25 protein-coding genes and 1 other RNA gene are annotated in these 25,623 nt (G+C 52.1%); 15 read left to right on the top strand and 11 right to left on the bottom strand.

Features of this window, described 5'->3' with window-relative positions; genetic code table 11:
• The first annotated feature begins 630 nt into the window (after positions 1–630).
• Positions 631–3,354, top strand: coding sequence for a magnesium-translocating P-type ATPase (mgtA, locus tag AC790_RS20840; RefSeq protein WP_049853014.1), 2,724 nt, complete (start codon positions 631–633; stop codon positions 3,352–3,354).
• Positions 3,355–3,489: 135 nt separating this feature from the next.
• On the opposite strand, the gene AC790_RS20835 is transcribed toward mgtA, so the two are convergent.
• From AC790_RS20835 to smpB, 5 genes are all read right to left on the bottom strand, one after another.
• Positions 3,490–4,149, bottom strand: coding sequence for an epoxyqueuosine reductase QueH (locus tag AC790_RS20835; protein ID WP_007886137.1), 660 nt, complete (start codon positions 4,147–4,149; stop codon positions 3,490–3,492).
• Between the two features lie 123 nt (positions 4,150–4,272).
• The gene (locus AC790_RS20830; RefSeq protein WP_007886138.1) at positions 4,273–4,629 is read right to left on the bottom strand and encodes a hypothetical protein; all 357 of its coding nucleotides are present in this window, start codon (positions 4,627–4,629) and stop codon (positions 4,273–4,275) included.
• Between the two features lie 297 nt (positions 4,630–4,926).
• Positions 4,927–5,781, bottom strand: coding sequence for a PA4780 family RIO1-like protein kinase (locus AC790_RS20825; RefSeq protein ID WP_007886139.1), 855 nt, complete (start codon positions 5,779–5,781; stop codon positions 4,927–4,929).
• A 112-nt stretch (positions 5,782–5,893) separates the two neighbouring features.
• Positions 5,894–6,256, bottom strand: a transfer-messenger RNA (tmRNA) gene (ssrA, locus tag AC790_RS24445).
• Positions 6,257–6,300: 44 nt separating this feature from the next.
• On the bottom strand, positions 6,301–6,783 hold the full coding sequence (gene smpB, locus AC790_RS20820) for an SsrA-binding protein SmpB (protein ID WP_007886141.1): 483 nt from the start codon (positions 6,781–6,783) through the stop codon (positions 6,301–6,303).
• Between the two features lie 159 nt (positions 6,784–6,942).
• On the opposite strand from smpB, the gene AC790_RS20815 reads away from it, so the two are divergent.
• Together AC790_RS20815 and AC790_RS20810 are read left to right on the top strand one after the other, a co-directional pair.
• Positions 6,943–7,377: a type II toxin-antitoxin system RatA family toxin gene (locus AC790_RS20815; RefSeq protein WP_007886142.1), complete on the top strand. Its 435-nt coding sequence runs from the start codon at positions 6,943–6,945 to the stop codon at positions 7,375–7,377.
• Positions 7,370–7,660, top strand: a complete 291-nt coding sequence (locus AC790_RS20810) for an RnfH family protein (RefSeq protein WP_049853013.1) — start codon at positions 7,370–7,372, stop codon at positions 7,658–7,660. Before AC790_RS20815 ends, AC790_RS20810 begins: the two co-directional genes overlap by 8 nt.
• A gap of 53 nt (positions 7,661–7,713) precedes the next feature.
• Here AC790_RS20810 and bamE read toward each other — a convergent pair whose 3' ends face one another.
• From bamE to nadK, 3 genes are all read right to left on the bottom strand, one after another.
• Entirely contained in the window at positions 7,714–8,061 is a 348-nt protein-coding gene (gene bamE / locus AC790_RS20805) for an outer membrane protein assembly factor BamE (protein WP_007886144.1), read from the bottom strand.
• A gap of 187 nt (positions 8,062–8,248) precedes the next feature.
• Complete coding sequence (gene recN / locus AC790_RS20800) at positions 8,249–9,910, bottom strand: DNA repair protein RecN (protein ID WP_049853012.1); 1,662 nt, start codon at positions 9,908–9,910, stop codon at positions 8,249–8,251.
• An 85-nt stretch (positions 9,911–9,995) separates the two neighbouring features.
• The gene (nadK, locus tag AC790_RS20795; RefSeq protein ID WP_008101540.1) at positions 9,996–10,874 is read right to left on the bottom strand and encodes an NAD(+) kinase; all 879 of its coding nucleotides are present in this window, start codon (positions 10,872–10,874) and stop codon (positions 9,996–9,998) included.
• A 122-nt stretch (positions 10,875–10,996) separates the two neighbouring features.
• Here nadK and grpE point away from each other — a divergent pair, with 122 nt between their 5' ends.
• A complete protein-coding gene (gene grpE / locus AC790_RS20790; protein ID WP_049853011.1) occupies positions 10,997–11,575 on the top strand; it encodes a nucleotide exchange factor GrpE in 579 nt (192 codons plus the stop codon).
• Between the two features lie 44 nt (positions 11,576–11,619).
• Here the strand turns inward: grpE and ung are convergent, their stop codons facing one another.
• Positions 11,620–12,297, bottom strand: a complete 678-nt coding sequence (gene ung, locus AC790_RS20785) for a uracil-DNA glycosylase (RefSeq protein ID WP_049853010.1) — start codon at positions 12,295–12,297, stop codon at positions 11,620–11,622.
• A 265-nt stretch (positions 12,298–12,562) separates the two neighbouring features.
• Between ung and grcA the strand changes: the two genes are divergently transcribed.
• Positions 12,563–12,946, top strand: a complete 384-nt coding sequence (gene grcA, locus AC790_RS20780; RefSeq protein ID WP_007886153.1) for an autonomous glycyl radical cofactor GrcA — start codon at positions 12,563–12,565, stop codon at positions 12,944–12,946.
• Between the two features lie 186 nt (positions 12,947–13,132).
• On the opposite strand, the gene srmB is transcribed toward grcA, so the two are convergent.
• Positions 13,133–14,461, bottom strand: a complete 1,329-nt coding sequence (gene srmB / locus AC790_RS20775) for an ATP-dependent RNA helicase SrmB (protein ID WP_049853009.1) — start codon at positions 14,459–14,461, stop codon at positions 13,133–13,135.
• Between the two features lie 141 nt (positions 14,462–14,602).
• Here srmB and AC790_RS20770 point away from each other — a divergent pair, with 141 nt between their 5' ends.
• Positions 14,603–15,352: a tRNA1(Val) (adenine(37)-N6)-methyltransferase gene (locus tag AC790_RS20770; protein WP_007886159.1), complete on the top strand. Its 750-nt coding sequence runs from the start codon at positions 14,603–14,605 to the stop codon at positions 15,350–15,352.
• Here AC790_RS20770 and nadB read toward each other — a convergent pair.
• Positions 15,341–16,954: an L-aspartate oxidase gene (gene nadB, locus AC790_RS20765; RefSeq protein ID WP_049853037.1), complete on the bottom strand. Its 1,614-nt coding sequence runs from the start codon at positions 16,952–16,954 to the stop codon at positions 15,341–15,343. The two genes, AC790_RS20770 and nadB, sit on opposite strands and share 12 nt — an antisense overlap.
• 441 nt (positions 16,955–17,395) lie before the next feature.
• On the opposite strand from nadB, the gene rpoE reads away from it, so the two are divergent.
• From rpoE to recO, 9 genes are all read left to right on the top strand, one after another.
• Positions 17,396–17,974 (top strand): RNA polymerase sigma factor RpoE, encoded by a 579-nt coding sequence (gene rpoE / locus AC790_RS20760; RefSeq protein ID WP_007886161.1) that lies wholly within the window; start codon positions 17,396–17,398, stop codon positions 17,972–17,974.
• Positions 17,975–18,001: 27 nt separating this feature from the next.
• The gene (gene rseA, locus AC790_RS20755) at positions 18,002–18,658 is read left to right on the top strand and encodes an anti-sigma-E factor RseA (RefSeq protein WP_049853008.1); all 657 of its coding nucleotides are present in this window, start codon (positions 18,002–18,004) and stop codon (positions 18,656–18,658) included.
• Positions 18,658–19,614 carry a sigma-E factor regulatory protein RseB gene (gene rseB / locus AC790_RS20750; RefSeq protein WP_049853007.1) on the top strand — a complete coding sequence of 319 codons (957 nt, stop codon included), beginning with the start codon at positions 18,658–18,660 and terminating at the stop codon, positions 19,612–19,614. The genes rseA and rseB overlap by 1 nt, the downstream gene beginning before the upstream one ends.
• Entirely contained in the window at positions 19,611–20,075 is a 465-nt protein-coding gene (gene rseC, locus AC790_RS20745; protein WP_007886167.1) for a SoxR-reducing system protein RseC, read from the top strand. The genes rseB and rseC overlap by 4 nt, the downstream gene beginning before the upstream one ends.
• A 218-nt stretch (positions 20,076–20,293) precedes the next feature.
• Positions 20,294–22,093: a translation elongation factor 4 gene (lepA, locus tag AC790_RS20740; protein WP_007886170.1), complete on the top strand. Its 1,800-nt coding sequence runs from the start codon at positions 20,294–20,296 to the stop codon at positions 22,091–22,093.
• A gap of 9 nt (positions 22,094–22,102) precedes the next feature.
• Positions 22,103–23,074, top strand: a complete 972-nt coding sequence (lepB, locus tag AC790_RS20735) for a signal peptidase I (protein ID WP_007886174.1) — start codon at positions 22,103–22,105, stop codon at positions 23,072–23,074.
• A 138-nt stretch (positions 23,075–23,212) separates the two neighbouring features.
• Positions 23,213–23,893, top strand: a complete 681-nt coding sequence (rnc, locus tag AC790_RS20730; protein ID WP_036620136.1) for a ribonuclease III — start codon at positions 23,213–23,215, stop codon at positions 23,891–23,893.
• Positions 23,894–23,942: 49 nt separating this feature from the next.
• Positions 23,943–24,848, top strand: coding sequence for a GTPase Era (gene era / locus AC790_RS20725; RefSeq protein WP_007886176.1), 906 nt, complete (start codon positions 23,943–23,945; stop codon positions 24,846–24,848).
• Positions 24,849–24,851: 3 nt separating this feature from the next.
• Entirely contained in the window at positions 24,852–25,580 is a 729-nt protein-coding gene (gene recO / locus AC790_RS20720) for a DNA repair protein RecO (protein ID WP_049853006.1), read from the top strand.
• Positions 25,581–25,623: the final 43 nt, after the last annotated feature.

The following is a 25,623-nucleotide window of genomic DNA, read 5'->3' as shown; positions in this document are numbered from 1 at the left end:
GACAAAAGCTCAGCGATAATTGTAGGGTCGCCATTAATGGCGATCGGAATAGTTAATATCAACTCAACCACAACGGAATTTAAATGAGTATTGAGTTATAGATAATTAACTTTACTTCGTTACGTCCCGGAATATAATAGCCGCAATTTCAAAGCAGGAGAGTTCAGTTGGACAGTCACCCTTTTAGATGGCAACACAAGGCAAGCTGACGCGCGAACTTTTTTGTCGCTGCTTGCCAACACGGCGGGCAGCAATCCTCCTCTCTTCTGATGATTGTTCCCTCACAACGACACTGTAACGGGCCGAAGCTCGTGGGAACATTATCATGCACATGATTTTTAACACACTTTTCCCTCCGCCTCGATGCGCGCGCTGAACCTCAGCGTGCTGATTTACGCTGCGCGTTAGACAGCTCTTCGCTGTTCGACTGCGTGGTGTTTTCCCTCGTCATTATCTATTACTCGTTATTTAACGAGCGACTCTTTTCGTCTTTAATTTCCGGGAGGTGATATGGAAATTCCCGACAGGTTATTTTTAATTTAATAACGCATTGCCGTTAATTTAATTACATCCATTTTGTGTGCATGGCATGCAGGGATATCTATTGCCGTAAAACAGAGGAGTGTCATCATGACTGACATGAAACTCAACCAGGACAAAAAAGCCTGGAATACCACACGTCCGCAGCGTCACAAAACGCCGCGCTACCTGATTGAAGATGAAGCCGGATTCACTGCCGATGAAACTCTGGTGCGCCTGCGTAGTGATGCGTTGGGCCTGAATGAGCGTGAAGCCGAGGCGCGCTTAGCGGTGTATGGCCGTAATCAGGTTGAACACGATAAAGCGCCGCCGGCGCTGGTGCAGCTGCTGCACGCGTTCAACAATCCGTTTATCTATGTCCTGATGGCACTGGCTGCGGTGAGTTTTTTCACTGATTTCTGGCTGCCGATGCGCAACGGTGAGGAGACCGATCTGACCGGTGTCATCATCATTGTGACGATGGTAACGCTCAGCGGTTTGCTGCGCTTCTGGCAGGAGTTCCGCACCAACAAAGCGGCACAGGCGCTGAAGTCGATGGTGCGCACCACCGCGACCGTATTACGTCGTGAATCAGCGCAGCATGCGCCCAGCAAACAGGAAGTGGACATCGCTACGCTGGTGCCTGGCGACATCATCTATCTCTCCGCGGGGGATTTGGTGCCCGCCGATGTGCGCCTGCTGGATTCGCGCGATCTGTTTATCAGCCAGGCAATTTTAACTGGCGAATCGTTACCGGTTGAAAAATATGACGTTACCGGCCATGTCACCAGCAAAAGCAGCGGTGCCAGCGAGCAGGGCACGTCGCTGCTGGAACTGGGCAGCGTCTGCCTGATGGGTACCAACGTCTCCAGCGGCAGCGCTAAAGCAGTAGTGGTGGCGACCGGCAGCGAAACCTATTTTGGTAGCCTGGCGAAATCGATTGTTGGTAACCGCTCACAAACCGCCTTTGACCGCGGCGTTAACAGCGTGAGCTGGCTGCTGATTCGCTTCATGCTGGTGATGGTGCCGGTGGTGCTGCTGATCAATGGCTTCACCAAAGGCGACTGGCTCGACGCTTCGCTGTTTGCGCTGGCGGTGGCGGTCGGATTAACGCCGGAAATGCTGCCGATGATTGTCAGTTCAAATCTGGCGAAAGGCGCCATTGCCATGTCGCGGCGCAAAGTGATCGTTAAGCGCCTGAACGCGATTCAAAACCTCGGGGCAATGGACATCCTTTGCACCGATAAAACCGGTACGCTTACGCAGGACAACATCATTCTGGAGCATCATCTGGATTGTGCTGGCGTGGAAAACTCACGCGTGCTGATGTTGAGCTGGCTCAACAGCCATTATCAAAGCGGTACGCTGAACCTGATGGATCGCGCCATTTTGCAGTACGGCAAAAACCGGGTTAGCGAGGCGGTTGGCGACAGCTACATCAAAGTGGATGAACTGCCGTTTGATTTTATCCGGCGCCGTGTCTCGGTGGTGGTGCGCGATCGTCGCCTGAATCAACAGATGCTGATCTGCAAAGGCGCAGTGGAAGAGATGCTGAGCATCGCTACCGCCGAGCGCGAAGGCAAACTGGTGCAGCCGCTGAACGAAACGCGCCGTGCAGAACTATTGGCGCTAGCACATCAATATAATGAGCAGGGTTTCCGCGTGTTGCTGGTGGCCAGTCGCGTGCTGGCGGAGCCGGGTTTGCAGCAGCCGTTGAGCGTGGCGGATGAGCAGGGATTGACGGTGGAAGGACTGTTGACCTTCCTCGATCCGCCAAAAGAGAGCGCCGCGAAAGCCATTAGCGCATTGCGCGACAATGGTGTCAGCGTCAAGGTATTAACCGGCGATAATCCGGTGGTTACCGCGCGCATTTGCCAGCAGGTTGGCATCGATAGCGGCGCGATCGTTACCGGCGACCAAATTGCATTAATGAGCGATGAGCAATTGGCGGCGGCTGCAGCACAAAGTTCGGTGTTCGCTAAACTCACGCCGCTGCAAAAATCACGTCTGGTGAGTACGCTGCAGCAACTTGGTCACACCGTTGGTTTCCTGGGCGATGGTATTAATGATGCTCCGGCACTGCGTGATGCTGATGTGGGGATTTCCGTCGATAGCGCGGCGGATATCGCGAAAGAATCTTCCGATATCATCCTGCTGGAAAAAGATTTGATGGTGCTGGAAGAGGGTGTGATGACGGGGCGCGAAACCTTCGGCAACATCATTAAGTACCTGAACATGACCGCCAGTTCTAATTTTGGCAATGTGTTCTCGGTATTGGTGGCCAGCGCCTTTATTCCGTTCCTGCCGATGTTGGCGATTCATCTGCTGATTCAGAACCTGATGTACGATCTGTCTCAGCTGGCGCTGCCGTGGGACAAAATGGACCGTGAATTCCTGCGTAAACCGCGTAAATGGGACGCGCGTAATATCAAACGCTTCATGCTATGGATTGGCCCAACGTCGTCCATTTTCGATATCACCACCTTTGCGCTGATGTGGTACGTATTTGCGGCGAATACGCCAGAGATGCAGTCGCTGTTCCAGTCTGGCTGGTTTATTGAAGGCCTGCTGTCGCAAACGCTGGTGGTACATATGTTGCGGACGCAAAAGATTCCGTTTATCCAGAGTCGCGCTGCGCTGCCGGTGCTGCTGACCACGGCCTGCGTGATGATCGCCGGCATTCTGCTGCCGTTCTCATCGCTGGGTGCCATGGTTGGATTAGTGCCGCTGCCGTGGTCCTACTTCCCATGGCTGGTGGCAACGCTGCTCGGCTATTGCGTAGTCGCGCAGGGCATGAAAATGCTCTACATCAAGCGTTTTGGTCAGTGGTTCTAAGACGATGGAGGTGACATGCGCAACAGAAATCTTAATAAAGTGGTCTTCCATCTGCTGCTGATGATGGTGGTCATCGTGGTGTTGACGCTGGTATTGCGTTAATCACATGAAGGGCAGGAAATCCTGCCCTTTTCTTTACTCTTCATCCGGTTGGTAATACTGCACGCCGATTTCAATGCGCTCGCGACCGCTGGCAACGCGATGGCGATTGCTGTCGCGCAGTGAATAGATGCAGCCGCAATACTCCTGCTGATAGAAACGTTCGCGCTTGCTGATCTCAATCATGCGTGACGATCCGCCGCCTTTACGCCAATTAAATTGCCAATAAAGCATATCGGGATAGTGTGCAGCTGCACGCACGCCGCAATCGTTAATCTGCTGCATGTTCTTCCAGCGCGAAATGCCAAGTGAACTGGTGATCACCGGAAAACCGTTTTCATGTGCATACAGCGCGGTGCGCTCGAAACGCATATCGAAACACATGGTGCAGCGCACGCCGCGTTCCGGTTCCCACTCCATGCCGCGTGCGCGCGCAAACCAATTGTCTTTGTCGTAATCGGCATCCACAAACGGGACGCCAAACTGCTCGGCAAAGCGGATGTTCTCCTCTTTACGCAGTTCGTACTCTTTCAGCGGATGAATGTTTGGGTTGTAGAAAAAAATGGTGTAATCAATGCCCGAAGCCAGCATCGCTTCCATCACTTCGCCCGAGCAGGGTGCACAGCACGAGTGCAGCAGTACTTTATTGTGACCGTTGGGTAAAGGGAGCGGCTGGCGTGTGAAGGTATCAGACATAAGAATTATTGGTTAATAGAGTGTTGCGTAAAGTCTAAGGTGATTAGGCTGAAGATGCAAAATTGACGAAAACGGGGCAATAAAAAAGGCCGCAAGCGCGGCCTCTGGATTGGGCAAAGAGCGTTATTCAGTCACTTTCTTTTTCAGATCGCTGGCACCTTCTTTGGTTTTATTCCAGCCTTTCTGCGTGCCTTCTTTCGTGGCATCCCAACCTTTCTCGGAACCTTCTTTTGTATTGTTCCAGGCTTTTTGCGTGCCTTCGCTCGCTTTGCTGCTCAGGTTATCGCTTTTGCCTTCAGCAGCATGTTTAGCTTTCAGCTGCTGCTCTTTACCTTCGTTCTGCGCCTGATGCAGTTTTTCTTTAGCGGTGTTAGCACCGGCTTGCGCGTTAGCGACGGTGTCATCAGTAGCATGTGTAGTGGCAGCAAAAGCCGAAGAAGCCAACAGGAGAGCCGATACTGCAATAATTGTCTTTTTCATAATTCCCTCTTTCTTGAAATTTGTCGTCTCAGGTATTCATCCTGGCATAAGCCACGATGGAAAGATTTAAGAATAAACCAGGAATGAAAAAGGTCTAGTTTCGCTGGTGAAATCAACTGCAGATAGCATTTTAAGCCGTTGGCGTTTACAGGAGGCAAGCACAAATGACGTGCTTTACGTTCAGCAACAAAGATTAAGCCTGCATGCCAACGTTACCCCGCCCTGAATGGTTGTACTGTCATCACTTCTCCTCAGTGGGATCTGCTCGACTAGCTCACCTAAAATCAGGAGCAACTTTTACTCATCGTCACGCTCTTTGGCGGCCCGCTGACGGGCATAAAACTCATCTTCTGCGGCGATGATTTCGTCCATCAACGAATCAACATCTACGCTATGCAACTCTTCAGTAAACAGGCCGGTTAACGGTGTTTCTGGCGTTAATTTTCCATCTTCGTACAGCTGCCAGATCTCTTTCGCATAGCGGGTTTGCAGTATCTGCGGGGCAAACTGGCCGTAGTAAGCGGTAATATTATTGACGTCGCGCTCAAACATGGATTCGGCGTGATTATTAGCGGCGGCGTCGACAGCTTGTGGCAGGTCGATAATCACTGGCCCGTTCGCGTCCTGTAACACGTTAAACTCTGACAGGTCACCATGAACAATGCCGGCACACAGCATGCGCACGATGTTGCGGATCATGGTTGCGAAATCAACAGCGGCATCCTCTGCTGAAAGCATCACGTCACTCAGACGTGGAGCAACCATGCCTTCTGCATCCGTGACCAGCTCCATCAACAACACACCGTCGATGCAGATATAGGGTTGGGGAACGCGCACGCCAGCATTAGCCAGACGAAATAGCGCATCGACCTCCGCGCTTTGCCAGGTCTCTTCCTGTTGCTTACGTCCGAATTTCGAGCCCTTTTGCATGGCACGCGTATTACGCGAGTTACGGACTTTACGTCCTTCCTGATAATTCACCGCCTGCTTAAAGCTTCTCTGCGTGGCTTCTTTGTACACTTTGGCACATTGAATTTTACCGCCACTTAAAACTGTGTATACGTCAGCTTCTTTGCCGCTTCTAAGTCTTTGAAGTACTTCGTCGATCAAGCCATCATCGACGAGAGGTTGGAGTCTGTTTGGGATTTTCATTCCAGTCGCCTTGAAAGAGTACGAGTACAGATACAAAAAAGCCCGCAAGGCTTACGCCGTGCGGGCTCTTAGGACTTCATCGAGTGACTCTGGTGTCATCGATGGAGAATTTTGGTGGAGCTGGCGGGAGTTGAACCCGCGTCCGAAATTACTACACCGTCGGCACTACATGCTTAGTCAGTCTTTACGTTCACCGGCCAGCTGCGGACAGACACGCCACTGACAAACTAGCCTGATTAGATTTAGTGCTTCAACCCCAGGCAAGGCATCCACACGATCTCTTTTGGGTTTGACCTCTCTTGATCCCCGTCTTAAGAGCGGAAGCTAGGGAGAGAGGGCTTCAAAGCAGGTTATTAAGCTGCTAAAGCGTAGTTTTCGTCGTTTGCGACTATTTTTTTGCGGCTTTTTACGAGGCAAACCGCCCCTCGGCATGCTCCTAAGGCTTCACAATCCCGTCGAGTCCAGAATCAGCCCCAAGAAATTTCAATACTACAGAAAACAGATGTTCAAATCCAGTGCTTAACGCTTTGAATTCTTCATAATACGTGCTTTATCCATCTTCCATTCACGTTCTTTAACGTCGTCACGCTTGTCATGCTCTTTCTTGCCGCGTGCCACACCAATTTTCAGTTTGGCCCAGGCATTTTTCCAATACATCGACAGCGCAACCACGGTAAAGCCTTCACGGTTAACGCGTCCGTAGAGGGAATCGAGTTCGCGTTGTTTCAGCAGCAGCTTGCGGCTACGCGTGGGATCACACACCACATGCGTTGAAGCCACTGCCAGCGGTTGGAAGGTAGAACCGAACAGGTAAGCTTCACCATCGCGCAGCAGAATGTAGCTATCGCTGATGTTAGCCTTACCGGCACGGAGTGATTTGACTTCCCATCCTTGCAACGACATACCCGCCTCGAACTCTTCTTCAATGAAGTATTCATGACGTGCGCGTTTATTGAGGGCAATAGTGGCTGAACCGGGTTTGTTAACTTTTTTCTTTGTCATAGTGCGGCGTAGTCTACATCACTCAGTTTATGGGCGCATCCCCTGTCCTGCAGGGCGGTAAAAAACACTCCATTTTAGCACAGCAAGCAAAGTCGTGAATTTTTGTTTGGTGACTGAAAATGGTATTATTCAAGGGTTTTGTGATGAACAGGAACCATTATGGCCCAGATTAGCCGTTCAGCGCTGGTCCCTTATAGCGCTGAGCAGATGTACCGTCTAGTGAATGATGTGGATGCTTATCCTGAGTTTCTACCGGGCTGCACCGGCAGCCGTGTGTTGGATAACAGCGGAGATCAAATGACCGCCGCCGTTGATGTCTCGAAAGCAGGCATCAGTAAAACATTTACTACGCGTAATACGTTGATCAGTAATCAAAGCATTTTAATGCAGTTGGTTGATGGTCCATTTCGAAAATTGACCGGCGGCTGGCATTTCACTTCGTTAGGTGATGATGCCTGTAAAGTTGAGTTGAGCCTTGATTTTGAGTTCACCAATATGCTGGTAGAAATGGCGTTTGGTCGCATCTTTAAAGAGCTCGCTAACAGCATGGTGCAGGCGTTCAGTCAGCGCGCGAAAGAGGTTTATCGTGCCTGATATCAGCGTGGAAGTGGTATACGCGCTGCCCGATAAGCAATATTTGCGCTCAGTCACTATTGAAGAGGGCGCGACGGTTAAGCAGGTCATTCAGGCGTCGGGCTTATTGTCGCTGCGCAAGGATATTGACCTTAGCACCAATAAAGTCGGTATCTATAGTCGCCCAGTGAAATTGACTGATGCTGTGCAGGATGGTGACCGTATCGAGATTTATCGGCCGCTGATTGCCGATCCAAAAGAGATGCGGCGTCAACGCGCAGAGCGTGCGGCAGATAAGAAATAGTCGAGTAGGAAAACTAAAAAAGGCGCTAAAGCGCCTTTTTTATTGCTGTTCACTTAGCCTTCTTTGCCAGTGAGCTTGGGCTTGTTATCGATGTTGGTCAGCGTTCCGTTGCTATCAAAGGTCAGCGTCAAGGTCTGCTGTTTCACACCTTCATGGCCAGGTTCCTGACGGAACACGTAATACCAAACGTTACTGCCAAAGGGATCGTGCATCATCGGCGTGCCAAGCGTGTAGGCGACCTGCTGCTGCGTCATGCCGTTGTGAATCTTCGACACATCGTTGGCGACCAGGTAATTCCCCTGATTGATATCCGGACGATACACAACGCGCTCAAGGGTGGAACATCCAGCGGTCATCATCAACATTACTACTGCCGCGGCAGTCAGCGTTTTACAGCGCATCTATACATTCCTTTTCTGGGGCCAAACGCCTTTCAGCAGGCTATTTTTTTGCCATCAAATTCTGAACTCTGCCTGCGGCAGGCTTTATCATTCGATTTATATAACTGCCGATGATAATAAACCTTTCCGCTATTTGAAACCTCTACAGAGCAAGCATATGACCACCAGCCGGGAAAAAAGTGCTGTATCAGGCGGCTAAAAGTTCTTTCGCGTTTGCCAGCGTGTTGCGTGTGACCTCACTGCCACCCAGCAGTCGCGCCAACTCTTGCAAGCGCGCACGCTTATCAAGCGGCTGCATATGGGTTTCAGTCATCGCGCCATCGGTCTCTTTGCTGACATAGAAATGATGATGTCCGCAGCCGGCAACCTGCGGCAGATGCGTTACGCACATCACCTGAGTTGATTCACCCAACTGACGCAGCATCTGGCCAACCACAGCGGCGGTTGGACCGCTGATTCCAACATCCACTTCATCGAAGATCATTGCTGGGGTTTCCATTTTCTGTGCGGTGATCACCTGAATGGCCAGTGCGATACGCGATAGTTCACCGCCAGACGCGACTTTGCCCAATGGCTGAAGCGGTTGGCCAGGGTTGGTGGTAACGCGGAAATCAATACGTGTCGCACCGTCAGCGGTGAGTTGATCTGCATTGAACTCCAGAACAATGGCAAACTGGCCATGCGGCATCGCCAGCGTGCGCATACTTTCGGTAATCAGCTGACTCAACTCTTGTGCTGCGTGCTCGCGCAATTGATGCAGCTTTTCAGCACTGACTAACGCGGCTTTATGGTGAGCCACCACGTCTGACTGTAGCGCTTCCTGATCGCTCTCTTGCTGTGACAACAGCTCCGCTTCATCCAGTAATTGCTGATAAAGAACAGGTAAGGTTTCAGGCGAAACGTGATGTTTGCGCGCAAGGGCGATCTGTCGTGACAGGCGCTGCTCGAGTTCATGCAGACGATTAGGATCGAGATCCAGCCGTTCGCAATAGTGGCGCAGTTCATCGCTGGCTTCACTGAGTTGAATGGCTGCTTCTTCCAGCAGGTTGAAAACGCCGCTAACTTTATTATCCAGCGTTAACAGTTCACCTAACATATTGCGGGCGCTGTACAGCAGGCTTTGCAGATTGGTGTCATCACCATCGGCGAGGATTTGCAACGCTTGCTGACTGGTTGAAAGCAGTTGGCCGCTGTTCGCCAAACGTTTGTACTCTTCATCAATCTGTTCAAATTCGCCCAACTGTGGGGCAAATTCATTAAGCTCTTTCAGCTGATACTGCAGCAGCTCACGACGTGATTCCCGCTCTTGCGATAACTGCTGATGCTGTGCCAGCGCACGGCAACTCTGGTGCCAGCGCTGGTAGTGCTGGCGCATGTCGCACAGCACATTGTCATGTGCTGCGTAAGCGTCCAACAGGTGCTTTTGGTGATCGGCTTTGAGCAGGAGCTGGTGAGCATGCTGGCCGTGAATCTGAATCAGCAACTGGCCGAGTTCACGTAGCTGCGACAGCGGCACTGAGGTGCCGTTAATAAAGCCACGCGAACGGCCATCTGCGCTAATCACGCGGCGCAGCAAGCATTCATTACCTTCATCCAGCTGATTCTCAACCAGCCAGCGTTGTGCGGAAGGCGAGGCTTTCAGTTGGAAGCGGGCGCAGATATCTGCACGACTGGCGCCCTGACGCACCATATCTGCTTCAGCGCGGCCGCCTAAACACAGGCCCAGCGCATCGATAGCGATAGATTTACCTGCGCCGGTTTCACCTGTGATCGCTGTCATACCACGATGAAAGTCGATCTCCAGTTCACGAACGATAGCAAAATTACTGATGGTCAGTTGTGCCAGCATAGAATTACCTGTATGTAAAAACAGATATGGTTTTACATACAGTATATCCTGGTTTTTTATACAGTAAAGTAGTCGGCGATGATTTTCAGAACAATTTTTTCGACCAACCCAGCTTTGAGCTTAACGTATTAAAATAGTTATAATTTTTAGGGTGAATAAGATTGAGATGATTGGCGCTGCGGCGAATCAGTACATCTTCACCTTCCTGAATCGGCAGGGCTATCTGGCTGTCGCAACTGATCTCAAGGTCGCTGCGTAAGGAGGAGAAGCGCAGACGGATGGTGCTGCTGCTATTAATTACCAGCGGACGTGCGGAGAGCGTATGCGGGAACATGGGCACTAGCGTAATCGCGTCCAGCGACGGCGTAAGAATCGGGCCGCCAGCCGAAAGCGAGTAGGCAGTTGAACCGGTTGGTGTGGAAATGATTAAGCCATCAGAGCGCTGCGAGAAGGCAAACACCTCATCAATATAGACTTCGAATTCAATCATGTGCGCCACTTTGCCGGGATGAAGTACCACTTCATTAATGGCGCTACCGATGCGCGGCGAGCAATCTTCTTTGCAAACCTGCGCCTCCAGCAAGAAGCGGCTTTCGACGAAATAATCACCCTGCAGCACATCATCAAGTTGCTGTTGTGCGTTGTCCGGATCGAGATCGGTTAGAAAACCGAGGTTGCCACGGTTGATCCCAATGACTTTGATGTCATAGCGCGCCAGCACGCGAGCAGCGCCGAGCATGTTGCCATCGCCGCCGACAACCACGGCTAAATCGGCACGTTGGCCAATATCCGCCAGGCTGCCAGTTTCAGCGTTTTTCAAATCCAGTTCGCGCGCAATCTGCTGCTCGACAATCACCTCATAACCCTTTGCCGTTAGCCAGCGCCAGAGCATTTCATGGGTGGTTAACGCAGTAGGATGGCGCGGATGGCCGACAATCCCGATGCAGTTAAAGTGTTTGTTCATTTAGCGCGAGTTCCTTATAAGCCAAAACGGCCAGGCAATGTGATGGGTTTACTTGAAACCGTCAAACTGATCCCCATAATAAGCCAACCAGCGAGATGAATGTGCAAAACGCGGAGAAATTCATGAGTAGTAAAGAACACAACACCCCAAACGAGCAAGTCTCAGACGAAATTCAACAGGATCAACAGCACGTGGACGCAGAGACAGCCGCTGAGGTGGATCCACGTGATGAGCGTATCGCGCAACTCGAAGCCGAGTTAGCCGTTTCACAAACCGGCGTTCGTGATGCACAGCTGCGTGCTCAGGCGGAGATCGAAAACATCCGTCGTCGTACCGAAATGGATGTGGAAAAGGCGCACAAGTTTGCGCTAGAAAAATTCGCCAACGAACTGCTGCCAGTGATCGATAGCCTGGAGCGTGCGCTGGAAGTGGCTGATAAAGAGAACGCTGAACTGGCTTCGATGATTGAAGGCATCGAGCTGACGCTGAAGTCGCTGCTGGGCGCGGTGCGTAAGTTTGGCGTGGAAGTGGTAGGCGACACCAATGTGCCGTTCAATCCGGAAATCCATCAGGCAATGTCGATGATGGAGTCTGATGATATGGCGCCAAATCACGTGTTGATGGTAATGCAGCGTGGTTACACCCTCAACGGTCGTCTGCTGCGTCCGGCGATGGTGGCAGTGACCAAAGCCAAAGGCTAATCCCTTGCTGTAATGACAACGGCCGCATAATGCGGCCGTTTGTTTTATGGCAGTTGCGGCATCCAATCGATCGGGGTTTGACCCGATTGGCTTAATAGCGCGTTAGCCTGTGAAAAGTGTTTGCTACCAAAAAAGCCGCGATGGGCCGAGAGCGGAGAAGGGTGCGGTGCTTTTAGGACATGATGACGCTGCGTATCAATGATGCTGCCTTTCTTCTGCGCATGTGAACCCCACAGTAAGAAAATCACCCCTTCGCGGTGCTGATTGATGGCGCTAATAACGTTATCCGTAAAAGTTTCCCAGCCAAAGCGCGCGTGCGAATGCGCCTTGCTGGCTTCCACCGTTAATACGGTATTCAATAGCATCACGCCTTGCGTTGCCCAACTCTCGAGAAAACCGTGTTTGGGACGTACAAAACCGGGAATATCCAACTCTAATTCTTTGTACATATTCAGCAGCGACGGTGGAATGGCCACGCCGGGCAGCACGGAAAATGCCAGCCCATGCGCCTGGTTTGGACCGTGATACGGATCCTGGCCCAAAATAACCACTTTGATATCGCCCAGTTCAGTGAGGCGGAAGGCGTTAAACACATCCTTCTGCGGCGGATAAACCGTTACGCCAGCAGCGCGTTCATTGGCAACCGTTTTAAGGGTTTCCACGAAGTAAGGTTTCTCTTTCTCTTCAGCCAGCACATCGTGCCAGGTTAGCTTCTCAGCCATCATTGACTCCCTGCAAATTAATACGCCTAGCTTAACGTGTCAGGCACAGCAGCAGAAGGCTAAAAATAATTTGAAAATTTACGTAAAAAGTTAATTTTAAAAATTGTTGTGAATCAATTTGTTAGCTTTTGACGCGTTTAAAGCGATTGGACAAAATTGATACAGGTCAAAACCAAGGATTTCTTTGAGTGATATACCAGAGCATTCCATAACCGATTGATAAACGCTGTCCCTGTGCGGCAGCCTAAAGCCCTGGAGGCCCACTATGATTACCGGAATTCAAATTACTCAGGCAAGTAATCCACAGTTGATGAACTCATTCTGGCTGTTGGACGATGAGAAAGCTGAAGCACGCTGCCTGTGTGCTAAAGGTGATTTCTCTGAAGACCAGGTCGTTGCTATCAGCGATCTGGGTGAAATTGCTTACCGTGAAATTCCACTTGAGCAGAAACCGCAGGTGCGTATTGAAGGTGGTCAGCACCTGAACGTAAACGTACTGCGTCGTGAAACGTTGGAAGATGCCGTGAACCATCCGGAAAAATATCCACAGTTGACCATTCGCGTTTCCGGCTATGCCGTGCGCTTTAACGCGCTGACGCCAGAGCAGCAGCGTGATGTTATTACTCGTACATTTACCGAAAGCCTGTAATTGCAGCGCTGACGAAAAGACACACAGCAATACAAGCCGCGCCAATGTTGATTGGCGCGGCTTTTTATATTGTGCATTGAAAAAGAGAGGCTTCTGAAGGGACGTTCATAACGAAAGCGCTATTTCGCTACGCTTAAAACAAAAAAATCGCCTCAAAAGAGGCGATCAGTTTCAGACGGTGCTGTTTTATTCCGCACCGGATTCTGGTGCATCGCTACCGCTTGGCTTGCGGCGTTTACCGACATTTTTGGTGTCGCGATGGCGTTTTTTCACGCGTGGTTTCTCTTCTTCTTTCTCTTTCTTCTCTTTGCGCTTCGCAAGGGCCTTTTTCGACGGTTTTCCCGTCACTTTAGCGCTTGGCGCACGGCTTTCTGGACGCAGTTCATCAATCACACGCGCCTTTAACGGCTCGTTGATGTAACGGGTGATTTTGCCCAGCAGCACGTGATCGTGTGCCTCAACCAGCGAAATTGCTGTACCTTTACGGCCCGCACGCGCAGTACGACCGATGCGGTGCAGATAGGTATCGGCAGTGCGCGGCAAGTCGTAGTTGATAACGTGTGAGATATCGTCAATGTCGATACCGCGAGCGGCAACGTCAGTGGCGATCATCACCTTAACGCGGCCATCATTCATGCGTTTGATCGCTTCGTTACGGTTCACCTGCACCATTTCGCCTTCAAGATAGCTGGTGCGAATGTCGGCTTCATGCAGCCATGTGACCAGCTCATGCAGACGCTCGCGTTTGCGCACAAACACGATGACGCGCGTGGCATCGGGCTGTTTCAGCAGATGAATCAGCAGCTTATTTTTATGCTCGAGATCGTCAGCGCGGTAATACCATTGCTGAATTTTTTTACGTTCGCTTTTGCTTGGGTCGGCCTCGATAAAGACTGGCTCATTCAGCAAACGCTCGGCGAAGTCTTTGATGTGCTCGCCTTCCAGCGTCGCCGAGAACAACAGCGTCTGCTTGCGCCAGCGGGTTTCTGCGGCGATGGTTTCGATGTCCTGCGCAAAGCCCATATCGAGCATGCGGTCAGCTTCATCAAGAATCAGTGTCTCCACAGCGCGGCAGTCAAAGTTCTCTTCTTTGATGTATTGCAGCAGACGGCCGGTGGTCGCGACGACGATGTCCTGGTTTTCGCTGAACACTTCGGCATGGTTCATATACGCCACGCCACCGGTGATGGTGGCGATATCCAGATGCGTGTGTTTAGCCAGTTCGCGTGCGTGATCGGCAACCTGCATCGCCAGTTCGCGCGTTGGGGTGACAATCAAAATGCGTGGCGGGCCTGATTTCTTGCGCGGGAAATCGAGCAAATGCTGTAAAGCGGGCAGCAAAAACGCTGCAGTTTTCCCCGTCCCGGTTGGAGCCGAACCCAGAACGTCACGGCCTTCCAGCGCGGCAGGAATGGTCTCGGCCTGAATAACAGTAGGGCGAGTGAAGCCTTTTTCCTGCAAAGCTTGTAGCAGGCTTTCGTCGAGTTCGAGTTCGGAGAATGTGGTTACGGTCATGGTCTACCTCAGTTTGGGGCGCTGATTATAGACAGAACGAATATAATCTTCATCTGTTTGTGTAGGTATTACAGGCGCAGGTGAATTCCCATCCCCACCACGTTACACTTCCGGCAGTAAAAAATTCAATGGTAGTGAAGAATGTCTCAGCACCAGCCGCAGGCGCGGCAAACGTTAAGAAAAGATGGTTTTACCTTTAAACAATTCTTCGTCGCACACGATCGCTGTGCGATGAAAGTGGGCACCGATGGCGTGTTAATTGGCGCATGGGCGCCCGTTGCAGATGTCCGTCGCATCCTCGATATAGGCTGCGGCAGCGGACTGATTGCGCTGATGTTGGCGCAGCGCACGTCGTCTCAGGTACAGATTGATGCGGTCGAGCTGGAAGCCAGCGCTGCGCAGCAGGCGCAGGAAAATATGCAGGCTTCGCCGTGGGCGGATCGCATTACGGTTCATCATCAGGATATTGTTAGCTGGAGCGAGCAGTGCGAAAAACGCTATTCGCTGATCGTCAGTAACCCACCTTTTTTTGCGCCAGGTATGGCTTCTGGCAGCATAGAGCGAGATACCGCACGCAGTACCGCCACACTCGATCATCTCACCCTGCTGCGTTGCGCGGCGCAGTTGATTGAGGAAGAGGGACTTTTTTGTGTGGTGCTGCCCGCAGAGGCAGGAGAAGCGCTGATTGCACTCGCAGAAGCCGACGGCTGGCATCTGCGCTATCGCTACGACGTTGCCGCTTATGCGCAGCGTCCACCGAATCGGGTGGTCTTAGGCTTTTCTCCAACCGCAGGCGAAACGCTGCTGGAGCGTCTCGCCATTCGCGATGAAGATAAAAGCTATTCGGCAGACTGGCTCAGCCTGGTCAAAGCGTTTTACCTATTCCGTTAGCGTTGGCTGCAGGATGGTCGGTAAGGCTTCCGCAAGCAGGTCGGGATTGTCGAGGGTGAAGTGCAACCCGCGGCTCTCCTTGCGTTGCAGTGCACAGCGCACCATCAGTTCGGCGACCTGAACCAGATTACGCAGCTCCAACAGATTGTTGGATAGGCGGAAATGCGCGTAGTACTCATCGATCTCCTGCTGTAGCAAATTGATGCGTCGCAGTGCGCGCTCCAGCCGTTTGGTGGTGCGAACAATGCCCACGTAATCCCACATAAATAGCCGCAGTTCGTGCCAGTTGTGTTGAATGACCACGCGCTCATCGGCATCATCAACGCGGCTTTCATCCCATGCGGGTAGATGTTCCACCGCCGCGACATCGGGCAGGCGAGCGATCATGTCTTCCGCCGCTGACCAACCGTAAACCAGGCACTCCAACAGTGAATTTGATGCCATGCGATTGGCACCGTGCAAGCCGGTATAGCTCACTTCGCCGATGGCATAGAGCCCGTCTACGTCAGTTCGTCCCTGTTGATCAACCATCACACCGCCGCAGGTATAATGCGCCGCGGGCACGATGGGAATAGGCTCTTTGGTAAGATCCAGGCCGAAGGTCAATAACTTTTCATAGATCATCGGGAAGTGGGCGCGCACAAAGCTTTCCGGCTGGTGGCTAATGTCGAGATACATGCAATCGACGCCCAGGCGTTTCATCTCATGGTCAATCGCGCGCGCGACGATATCGCGCGGGGCCAGTTCGGCTCGCTCGTCAAAGTCAGGCATAAAGCGCGATCCATCTGGTCGCAGCAGCCAGGCACCTTCACCGCGCAATGCTTCGGTTAACAGGAAGTTCTGTGCTTGCGGATGGAATAAACAGGTAGGGTGGAATTGATTGAATTCCAGATTGGCCACGCGACAACCGGCGCGCCACGCCATCGCGATGCCATCGCCGGACGCCACATCCGGATTCGTGGTGTATTGATACACTTTCGCTGCGCCGCCGGTGGCTAAAACCACGGCGCGCGCGCGACAGGTTTCTACCTGTTCGCGATTGCGGTTCCAGATCCACGCGCCAACCACACGGCGTTTGCCCGGCAAACCGAACTTATCGGAGAGAATTAAATCCACCGCGTTGGTGCGTTCGATAATGCGGATATTGGGATGACTCAGCGCCTGGCTTACCAGCGTGGTTTCAACCGCACGACCAGTGGCATCGGCGCTGTGCAGGATACGACGATGGCTGTGGCCGCCTTCGCGTGTGAGATGGTAACGTGCTTCGCCGTCAACCTGCGGCTCTTTATCGAATGCTACGCCATTATCAATTAACCATTGCACACAGTGACGCGCATTACTGGCGATGAAACTCACTGTTTGACGATCGCATAAGCCCGCTCCGGCCACCAGCGTGTCTTCTACGTGAGATTCAATGCTGTCCGTTTCATCAAACACTGCGGCAATTCCGCCCTGCGCATACAGCGTTGAGCCTTCATTGACCTGGGCTTTACTGAGCACAGTCACCTGATAATGCGGTGCCAGTCGCAGTGCTAAAGATAAACCTGCCGCACCGCTGCCGACGATGAGTACATCACACTGATAATCAGGAAGAGAGGTCATGATGTTTAATTTACTAAACAAAAGGTCGCTTGAGCATAAGCCTGGATAGCGATGCTGTGAAGTATTTTGAACAAATTACGCCGGAAAATTATCCAGCCACTCAGGATAGTAACGCGATATCAGTAGGTTAACGTTTAAAATAAGCAGAATGTGTTTTTTATAGTAAACACTCTGAAAATTCAGGTAATAAAGGTGAAAATGACCGCATCATAAGGTACTCTGCCAGCGATTATCGGTGCCGCAAAAGACACCACCGGCGTGGCAAGTCGCTACACTGAAAGACCATCAACAACAATGATGTCGTGGTTCCGATACGGAAATATTCAGGTCGTTGTGAACTTTAGGCCAGCAGATCACTCTAAGCGCATGCTTGCTCAGAACAATGAGATGTGCTGGCAGTTCACTTACGCATAAAAAAGTTTTGGGGAGATATTACCTCGGATGAGCGAGCAGTTAACGGATCAGGTTCTCGTTGAGCGGGTTCAGAAGGGAGATCAAAAGTCCTTTAATTTACTGGTGATTCGATACCAGCATAAAGTGGCGAGCTTGGTTTCACGCTATGTTCCCTCAGGCGATGTGCCTGATGTGGTTCAGGAATCTTTTATTAAAGCGTATCGCGCACTGGAGTCGTTCCGTGGCGACAGCGCTTTTTATACATGGCTGTACCGCATCGCGGTGAATACAGCAAAAAATTATCTGGTTGCTCAGGGGCGACGTCCGCCATCCAGTGATGTGGATGCTATCGACGCCGAGAATTTCGAAAGTGCAGGTGCGTTAAAAGAAATTTCGAACCCTGAGAACTTAATGTTGTCTGAGGAACTGAAACAAATCGTCTTTCGCACCATTGAGGCGCTTCCCGAAGATCTTCGTATGGCCATTACCCTTAGGGAATTGGATGGCTTAAGTTACGAAGAGATTGCCGTCATCATGGATTGTCCGGTTGGTACCGTACGTTCGCGTATCTTCCGTGCACGAGAGGCTATTGATAATAAAGTTCAACCGCTTATCCAACGTCAGTGATAACGGCTACTGGAAGGGTACCAAGGCATGCAGAAAGAAAAACTTTCCGCTTTAATGGATGGTGAAACTTTAGATAACGAGCTGTTGGCGTCGTTGTCAAAGGATGCGGATCTTCAGCAAAGCTGGGAAAGCTACCATCTCATCCGCGACACCTTACGAGGTGATATCGGTGAAGTGCTGCATTTTGATATCTCCGCACGTGTAGCTGCGGCCATCGAAAATGAGCCGACGCGCAAAGTCACTCCGCTGATCCCTGAAGCGCAGCCTGAGCCGTCACGCTATGAAAAGATGCCGTTTTGGCGTCGTGGTGGTAGCTGGGCTGCACAGTTGACTCAGGTTGGTGTCGCTGCCTGTGTATCACTGGCGGTGATTGTGGGTGTTCAGCACTACAACAGTTCACCAACCGGCAGTGCAACGGAAACCTCTGACTCACCCGCGTTTAATACCTTGCCAATGATGGGTAAAGCGTCGCCGGTTAGCTTAGGTGTGCCGTCCGAAGCGTTCGACACCAATAGCTCTAATCAGCAGGTGCAGGAACAGCGTCGTCGCGTGAATGCCATGCTGCAGGATTATGAACTGCAACGTCGTCTGCATGCCGATCAGGTTCAGTTTGAAAAAAACGATCCGCAACAGGCACAGGCTAATGTTCCTGGAAACCAGTCGTTAGGAACTCAGCAGCAGTAATGAAGCAGCTTTGGTGTGCCGTTAGCCTGCTGGCAGGCAGCCTGTTTTGCTCATCTATCGCCTCGGCGCAGACATCTGCGTCCGGGGCGTTGTTACAGCAGATGGAGCAGGCAAGCCAGAACCTCAACTACGAATTTGCCTACATCAATGTCTCGCGTCTCGGCATTGAATCTCTACGCTTTCGTCACGCGGTAATCGACAATCGTATCTTCGCTCAACTTCTGCAGATGGATGGGCCGCGCCGTGAAGTGATTCAGCGCGGTAACGACATCAGCTATTTCGAGCCGGGATTAGATCCATTCTCGCTGCCGGGCAATCACATTATTGATGCACTTCCTGCGTTGATGTTCGCGGACTTCTCCCGTTTGGGCGAGTCTTACGATTTCATCCCCGTGGGGCGCTCACGCATGGCCGATCAAATGTGCGAAGTGGTGCGTATCGTGTCGCGCGATGGCACACGCTACAGCTATGTGGTGTGGCTGGATGTGGATACCAAATTGCCGCTGCGTATTGATCTGCTCGATCGTGACGGAGAAACGCTGGAGCAGTTCCGGGTGATCAGTTTTGCCGTTGATGAAGGCGTGCGTAATCTGATGCAAGGTCTGGAAAAGGCTAATCTGCCGCCGTCGCTGTCACTGCCGGCGGGAGATAAAGTCGAACTTAGCTGGCAGCCAGGCTGGCTTCCGGCAGGCATGAAGTTGATTTCACAAAGTCGACGCAATATTCCGTCGATGAACAAAACTGTCGAATCTCGCCTGTATAGCGACGGCTTATTCAGCTTCGCCATCAATATCACTCCAGCAGATAAAAGCAGCAGCGTGCAGGCATTGCGCACTGGGCGTCGTACGGTGCAGACAGAAGTGCGCAATAATAGTGAAATCACGGTGGTGGGCGAATTGCCGCCAGCTACTGCCAAACGTATTGCGGACAGCATAGATTCGGGTTCACCAAAATGATGAGAGAATGGGCCACCGTCGTGGCGTGGAAGGAAGGCATTGCTACGTTGCATACGGAAGCAAAAACCTCATGTAACAGCTGTTCGGCGCGCAAAGGCTGCGGCAGCCACGCGCTTAATCAGCTGGGACCCAAAAATGCTCACGTTATGACTATCGCCAGCGCGGAGCCGTTGCAACCTGGGCAGCGTATCGAATTAGGCATTCGTGAAAGCAGTTTACTGGGGTCGGCGTTGCTGGTTTACATGACGCCGCTGTTTGGCCTGTTTTTGGTTGCAGGTATCTTCCAGATGTTGTTCCACAGCGATGTTGCTGCGGCCTGTGGCGCACTGTTAGGCGGCATTGGCGGCTTTATCGTGGCGAAAGGTGTCTCTAACGTATTCGGCGATCGTGAGGCATTTCAGCCTGTGATTCTCAGCGTTGCGTTACCTCCCGATGCACTGCGTGTGGAAAGCGAAGTTTGATCCCCGTCAGGGCCGCATCGGATGCAGCTTCCTCTATTCTGCTTAACCGCTGAAATCTGTTGCGATTCCCCACAGTTCCATTCTTTAACGCGCGGCGTTAACAGTGTAATATGCGTCGTCATTAATGAGGCCGACAGGGTTCCGGGTAAAGCTGACTTTCCTGAATGTGTCTGTGCTCAAGTTTCCCACTGATTTTCTACGTGAAGATATTCATATAAATGAAGCACATAAGAAATTTCTCCATCATCGCTCACATTGACCACGGCAAATCAACGCTCTCTGACCGTTTGATTCAAATTTGTGGTGGCCTGAGCGATCGTGAGATGGCTGCGCAAGTTCTCGACTCAATGGATCTGGAACGTGAACGCGGCATTACCATTAAAGCGCAGAGCGTAACGCTCGATTACAAAGCGCTGGACGGTGAAACTTACCAGCTCAATTTTATCGATACTCCCGGACACGTTGACTTCTCCTATGAAGTTTCCCGCTCTTTGGCGGCGTGTGAAGGAGCATTGCTGGTGGTCGATGCAGGGCAGGGCGTTGAAGCGCAGACGCTGGCAAACTGCTACACCGCAATGGAAATGGATCTGGAAGTGGTACCGGTATTGAACAAAATCGACCTGCCTGCCGCCGATCCAGAGCGCGTTGCGGAAGAGATTGAAGATATCGTCGGCATCGACGCTACTGATGCGGTACGTTGTTCGGCGAAAACCGGCGTCGGCGTGCCCGATGTGCTGGAACGTCTGGTGCGCGACATTCCGCCGCCAGAAGGCGATCCAGAAGGTCCTTTGCAGGCGCTGATTATCGATTCATGGTTCGATAACTACCTTGGTGTGGTGTCGCTGATTCGCATCAAAAACGGTACGCTGCGCAAAGGCGACAAAGTGAAGGTCATGAGTTCTGGCCAAAGCTATAACGCTGACCGCCTGGGTATCTTCACGCCGAAACGCGTTGATCGCAACGAGTTGAACTGCGGTGAAGTAGGCTGGTTGGTGTGTGCGATTAAAGATATCCTCGGTGCGCCAGTAGGCGATACGCTGACCTTGCAGCGCAATCCGGCGGAGAAAGTGTTACCTGGCTTCAAAAAAGTGAAGCCACAGGTTTATGCCGGTCTGTTCCCGATCAGTTCCGACGACTATGAAGCGTTCCGTGATGCGCTGGGCAAATTGAGCCTGAACGATGCGTCACTTTTCTACGAGCCAGAGAGCTCAACGGCGCTGGGCTTCGGTTTCCGCATCGGCTTCCTCGGTCTGTTGCACATGGAGATCATTCAGGAACGTCTGGAGCGTGAATACGATCTCGACCTGATCACCACCGCGCCGACCGTAGTTTATGAAGTGGAAACCACCGATGGTGAAACGATTTACGTCGATAGCCCGTCGAAACTGCCACCGCTGAATAATATTGCAGAGCTGCGTGAGCCGATCGCTGAGTGTCATATGCTGCTGCCGCAGGAGTTCCTCGGTAACGTCATTACGCTGTGTATCGAAAAACGTGGCGTACAAACCAACATGGTTTACCACGGTAAGCAGGTTGCGCTGACGTATGAAATTCCGATGGCTGAAGTGGTGCTCGACTTCTTCGACCGTCTGAAATCAACCTCGCGCGGCTATGCATCGCTGGATTATAACTTCAAACGTTTCCAAACCTCTGACATGGTGCGTGTCGACGTGATGATTAACTCAGAACGTGTTGATGCGCTGGCGCTGATTACTCACCGTGATAACTCACAATATCGTGGCCGCGATCTGGTGGAGAAGATGAAAGATCTTATCCCTCGTCAGCAGTTTGATATTGCGATTCAGGCGGCAATCGGCAACCACATTATCGCTCGCTCAACGGTCAAACAGCTGCGTAAAAACGTCCTGGCGAAATGCTATGGCGGCGACGTGAGCCGTAAGAAGAAACTGTTGCAGAAGCAGAAAGACGGTAAGAAGCGAATGAAGCAGGTCGGCAACGTTGAGCTGCCGCAGGAAGCATTCCTTGCCATTCTGCATGTCGGTAAAGACAGCAAATAAGGATTTTTAATGGCTAACATGTTCGCCCTGGTTTTAGTGATCGCAACGCTGGTCACTGGCGTTATCTGGTGTATCGATCGCTTTAAATGGGCACCGGCACGTCGTGCTAAGCAGGCTGCAGCGCAAGCGCAGGCTGGCAACGCACTCGACAGCAAAACGCTGGCGAAAGTGGCCGCACAACCGGGTTGGGTAGAAACCACGGCATCGGTGTTCCCGGTGCTGGCGGTGGTATTGATTGTGCGTTCGTTCATTTTTGAGCCGTTCCAGATTCCCTCAGGCTCAATGATGCCAACGCTGCTGATTGGTGACTTCATCCTCGTTGAGAAGTTTGCTTACGGCATTAAAGATCCAATTACCCAAACCACGCTGATTCCCACCGGTCATCCGCAGCGCGGTGATGTCGCGGTATTCAAGTATCCGAAAGATCCGAGCGTGGATTACATCAAGCGCGTGATTGGCTTGCCAGGCGACAAAGTGGTGTTTGATCCTTACAGCAAAACCCTGACAATCAATCCGGGTTGCAGCAGCGGCAATTGCAGTACCGCGCTGCCGGTAACGTACACTAACGTTGAGCCAAGCAACTTCATTCAAACCTTCAGCGGCTTTGATGGCAATGAAACCGGTAACGGCTTCTTCCAGGCTCCGCAGGGTGAAACTATGAAGGGCGGTTTGCGTCTCGGCACCCGTAAAGAGACTTTGGGCAACGTAACGCACGATATCTTGCTGGTAAACGAAGCGCAAAGTCAGGCAAGCATGTATTATCAGCAGCCTGGCCAGCCGCAATCGACATGGATTGTGCCGCAAGGGCAGTATTTCATGATGGGTGACAACCGTGATAACAGCGCTGACAGCCGCTACTGGGGCTTTGTGCCCGAGAAGAATCTGGTCGGTAAAGCGGTTGCTATCTGGATGAGCTTCGAGAAACAAGAAGGACAGTGGCCGACCGGCGTGCGCTTTAGCCGCATTGGTGGGATTCATTGATAAAAGCGCTGTTTAGCCTTAGCTGAACAGCAATGGTTGGCCTCCTTTTGGGGGCCAGTGCACACGAAACAGAACAGGTTGGCACCTCAGCCCTGTTTCGTATGCAGAGTGACAGACGCACTGAACAACTGGAATCGCATGAACCCCATCGTCATTAACAAGCTGCAGCGCAAACTGGGCTACACTTTTACTCATCCGGATTTATTGCAGCAGGCATTGACGCATCGTAGTGCCAGCAGCAAACACAATGAACGTCTTGAATTTCTTGGCGATTCTATTCTCAGCTATGTGATTGCTAATGCGCTGTATCACCGCTTCCCACGCGTGGATGAAGGCGATATGAGCCGCATGCGCGCCACGCTAGTGCGCGGCAATACGCTGGCGGAGATGGCGCGAGAGTTCGACCTCGGCGAGTGTTTGCGCCTCGGTCCGGGCGAGCTGAAAAGCGGCGGTTTCCGTCGTGAATCGATTCTTGCGGATACCGTTGAAGCCTTAATTGGCGGCATCTTCCTTGATAGCAGTATTCAGACCGTCGAAAAGTTAATTCTCGATTGGTATCACTCACGACTGGAACAGATCAGTCCGGGTGATAAACAGAAAGATCCGAAAACGCGCCTGCAGGAGTATTTGCAGGGACGTCATCTGCCGCTGCCCTCTTATTTGGTGGTGCAGGTGCGTGGCGAAGCCCACGATCAGGAATTCACCATTCACTGTCAGGTGAGTGGCATGGCAGAACCGGTGGTGGGCATTGGCTCCAGCCGCCGTAAAGCCGAGCAAGCAGCCGCCGAACAGGCGTTAATCAAGCTTGGCCTCGAATAAATAGTCACATCGCAGCGTCGAAAGCGGCGCTGCCCAAGTCAGGACTCGAATGAGCGAACTCGAAACATATAGCGGCTTTGTCGCGATTGTAGGCCGACCAAACGTCGGTAAATCCACTTTGCTGAACCAGTTACTGGGGCAGAAGGTGTCGATCACTTCACGCAAACCGCAAACCACGCGTCACCGTATTATGGGCATCCACACCGAAGGCGCTTATCAGGCGATCTACGTGGATACGCCAGGGCTGCATATGGAAGAGAAGCGGGCTATCAACCGCTTGATGAACCGCGCGGCCAGCAGCTCCATCGGTGATGTTGAGCTGGTGATCTTTGTGGTTGAAGGCACGCGCTGGACGCCAGACGACGAGATGGTGCTTAACAAGCTGCGGGATAACAAAGTTCCTGTGGTATTGGCGATCAATAAAGTCGACAACATTCAGGATAAGAGCATCCTGTTGCCCCATCTGCAGTTCCTCAGCCAGCAGATGAACTTCCTCGAAATCGTACCGATCTCTGCGGAAAGCGGCAAAAATGTTGACGCTATTGCGGCGATTGCGCGCAAATGCTTGCCAAAATCTGAGCATCATTTCCCAGAAGATTATGTCACCGACCGCTCGCAGCGCTTTATGGCATCTGAGATCATCCGTGAAAAATTGATGCGCTTCCTTGGCGCCGAGCTGCCTTATTCCGTCACCGTAGAAATTGAGCAGTTTGTTTCTAACGAGCGCGGCGGTTATGACATCAATGGCCTGATCCTCGTTGAGCGCGAAGGCCAGAAGAAGATGGTCATCGGCAATAAAGGCGCCAAGATCAAAACTATCGGCATTGAATCGCGTAAAGACATGGAAGAGATGTTTGAGGCGAAAGTGCATCTTGAACTGTGGGTTAAAGTGAAATCTGGCTGGGCGGACGATGAACGTGCGCTGCGCAGCTTAGGTTACTCTGACGAAGGGTAATCGATGGAAGGCTGGCAACGCGCCTTTGTGCTGCATAGTCGCCCTTATAGCGAAACCAGCCTGCTCCTCGATCTGTTCAGCGAAAGCGAAGGGCGCGTCCGCGTCCTTGCCAAAGGCGCCCGTTCGCGCCGCTCCCAACTGAAAGGTGCGCTACAACCCTTCACGCCGCTGCTGGTGCGCTGGGGCGGTCGTGGCGACGTCAAAACGCTGCGTAATGCCGAAGCCGTTTCATTGGCATTGCCGCTCAGCGGCATCACGCTCTACTGCGGGCTGTACGTCAATGAACTGCTGTCGCGCGTGCTGGAGCAGCAAATCCCCTTCTCGGACATGTTCTTCGATTACCTGAATTGCATCCAAACGCTGGCAGCAGGCAACGGCTCGCCTGAACCGGCGCTGCGTCGTTTTGAGCTGGCGCTGCTGGGTCATCTCGGCTATGGCGTCGATTTCCTGCATTGTGCCGGCAGCGGCGAAGAGGTTGCCGATGGCATGACCTACAGCTACCGCGAAGAGAAGGGCTTTATCGCCAGCCTGGTGGTCAATCAGCGCAGCTTTACTGGCCGCCAACTGCGTGCGCTATGGGAACGTGAATTCCCCGATGCCGATACTTTGCGCGCCGCCAAACGCTTTACGCGGATGGCGCTGAAGCCCTATCTGGGCGGCAAACCGCTGAAGAGCCAGGAACTGTTTCGCCAGTTCGTGCCAAAAAAGAGACCCGATGTGGCAAACGACTAGCGCTGGTCGTACCGCCTGATATATTCAGCGCAGTACACTGCAA

The organism is Pantoea sp. RIT-PI-b (assembly GCF_001187905.1).
Taxonomy (GTDB): Bacteria; Pseudomonadota; Gammaproteobacteria; order Enterobacterales; family Enterobacteriaceae; genus Pantoea; species Pantoea nemavictus.
The sequence above is the reverse complement of the archived record's forward strand: the minus strand, read 5'-3'. Positions and strand labels throughout refer to the sequence as shown.

Bases quoted from the DNA above. Each gene is read 5' to 3' on its own strand.
- ung (WP_049853010.1), bottom strand. From the start codon at position 12,297: ATGGCTGAGAAGCTAACCTGGCACGATGTGCTGGCTGAAGAGAAAGAG.
- nadK (WP_008101540.1), bottom strand. From the start codon at position 10,874: ATGAACAAACACTTTAACTGCATCGGGATTGTCGGCCATCCGCGCCAT.
- AC790_RS20815 (WP_007886142.1), top strand. From the start codon at position 6,943: ATGGCCCAGATTAGCCGTTCAGCGCTGGTCCCTTATAGCGCTGAGCAG.
- rpoE (WP_007886161.1), top strand. From the start codon at position 17,396: ATGAGCGAGCAGTTAACGGATCAGGTTCTCGTTGAGCGGGTTCAGAAG.
- rseB (WP_049853007.1), top strand. From the start codon at position 18,658: ATGAAGCAGCTTTGGTGTGCCGTTAGCCTGCTGGCAGGCAGCCTGTTT.
- bamE (WP_007886144.1), bottom strand. From the start codon at position 8,061: ATGCGCTGTAAAACGCTGACTGCCGCGGCAGTAGTAATGTTGATGATG.
- grpE (WP_049853011.1), top strand. From the start codon at position 10,997: ATGAGTAGTAAAGAACACAACACCCCAAACGAGCAAGTCTCAGACGAA.
- recN (WP_049853012.1), bottom strand. From the start codon at position 9,910: ATGCTGGCACAACTGACCATCAGTAATTTTGCTATCGTTCGTGAACTG.
- rseA (WP_049853008.1), top strand. From the start codon at position 18,002: ATGCAGAAAGAAAAACTTTCCGCTTTAATGGATGGTGAAACTTTAGAT.
- lepB (WP_007886174.1), top strand. From the start codon at position 22,103: ATGGCTAACATGTTCGCCCTGGTTTTAGTGATCGCAACGCTGGTCACT.
- AC790_RS20825 (WP_007886139.1), bottom strand. From the start codon at position 5,781: ATGAAAATCCCAAACAGACTCCAACCTCTCGTCGATGATGGCTTGATC.
- era (WP_007886176.1), top strand. From the start codon at position 23,943: ATGAGCGAACTCGAAACATATAGCGGCTTTGTCGCGATTGTAGGCCGA.
- AC790_RS20830 (WP_007886138.1), bottom strand. From the start codon at position 4,629: ATGAAAAAGACAATTATTGCAGTATCGGCTCTCCTGTTGGCTTCTTCG.
- srmB (WP_049853009.1), bottom strand. From the start codon at position 14,461: ATGACCGTAACCACATTCTCCGAACTCGAACTCGACGAAAGCCTGCTA.
- smpB (WP_007886141.1), bottom strand. From the start codon at position 6,783: ATGACAAAGAAAAAAGTTAACAAACCCGGTTCAGCCACTATTGCCCTC.
- recO (WP_049853006.1), top strand. From the start codon at position 24,852: ATGGAAGGCTGGCAACGCGCCTTTGTGCTGCATAGTCGCCCTTATAGC.
- AC790_RS20770 (WP_007886159.1), top strand. From the start codon at position 14,603: ATGTCTCAGCACCAGCCGCAGGCGCGGCAAACGTTAAGAAAAGATGGT.
- rnc (WP_036620136.1), top strand. From the start codon at position 23,213: ATGAACCCCATCGTCATTAACAAGCTGCAGCGCAAACTGGGCTACACT.
- lepA (WP_007886170.1), top strand. From the start codon at position 20,294: ATGAAGCACATAAGAAATTTCTCCATCATCGCTCACATTGACCACGGC.
- mgtA (WP_049853014.1), top strand. From the start codon at position 631: ATGACTGACATGAAACTCAACCAGGACAAAAAAGCCTGGAATACCACA.
- rseC (WP_007886167.1), top strand. From the start codon at position 19,611: ATGATGAGAGAATGGGCCACCGTCGTGGCGTGGAAGGAAGGCATTGCT.
- AC790_RS20835 (WP_007886137.1), bottom strand. From the start codon at position 4,149: ATGTCTGATACCTTCACACGCCAGCCGCTCCCTTTACCCAACGGTCAC.
- grcA (WP_007886153.1), top strand. From the start codon at position 12,563: ATGATTACCGGAATTCAAATTACTCAGGCAAGTAATCCACAGTTGATG.
- nadB (WP_049853037.1), bottom strand. From the start codon at position 16,954: ATGACCTCTCTTCCTGATTATCAGTGTGATGTACTCATCGTCGGCAGC.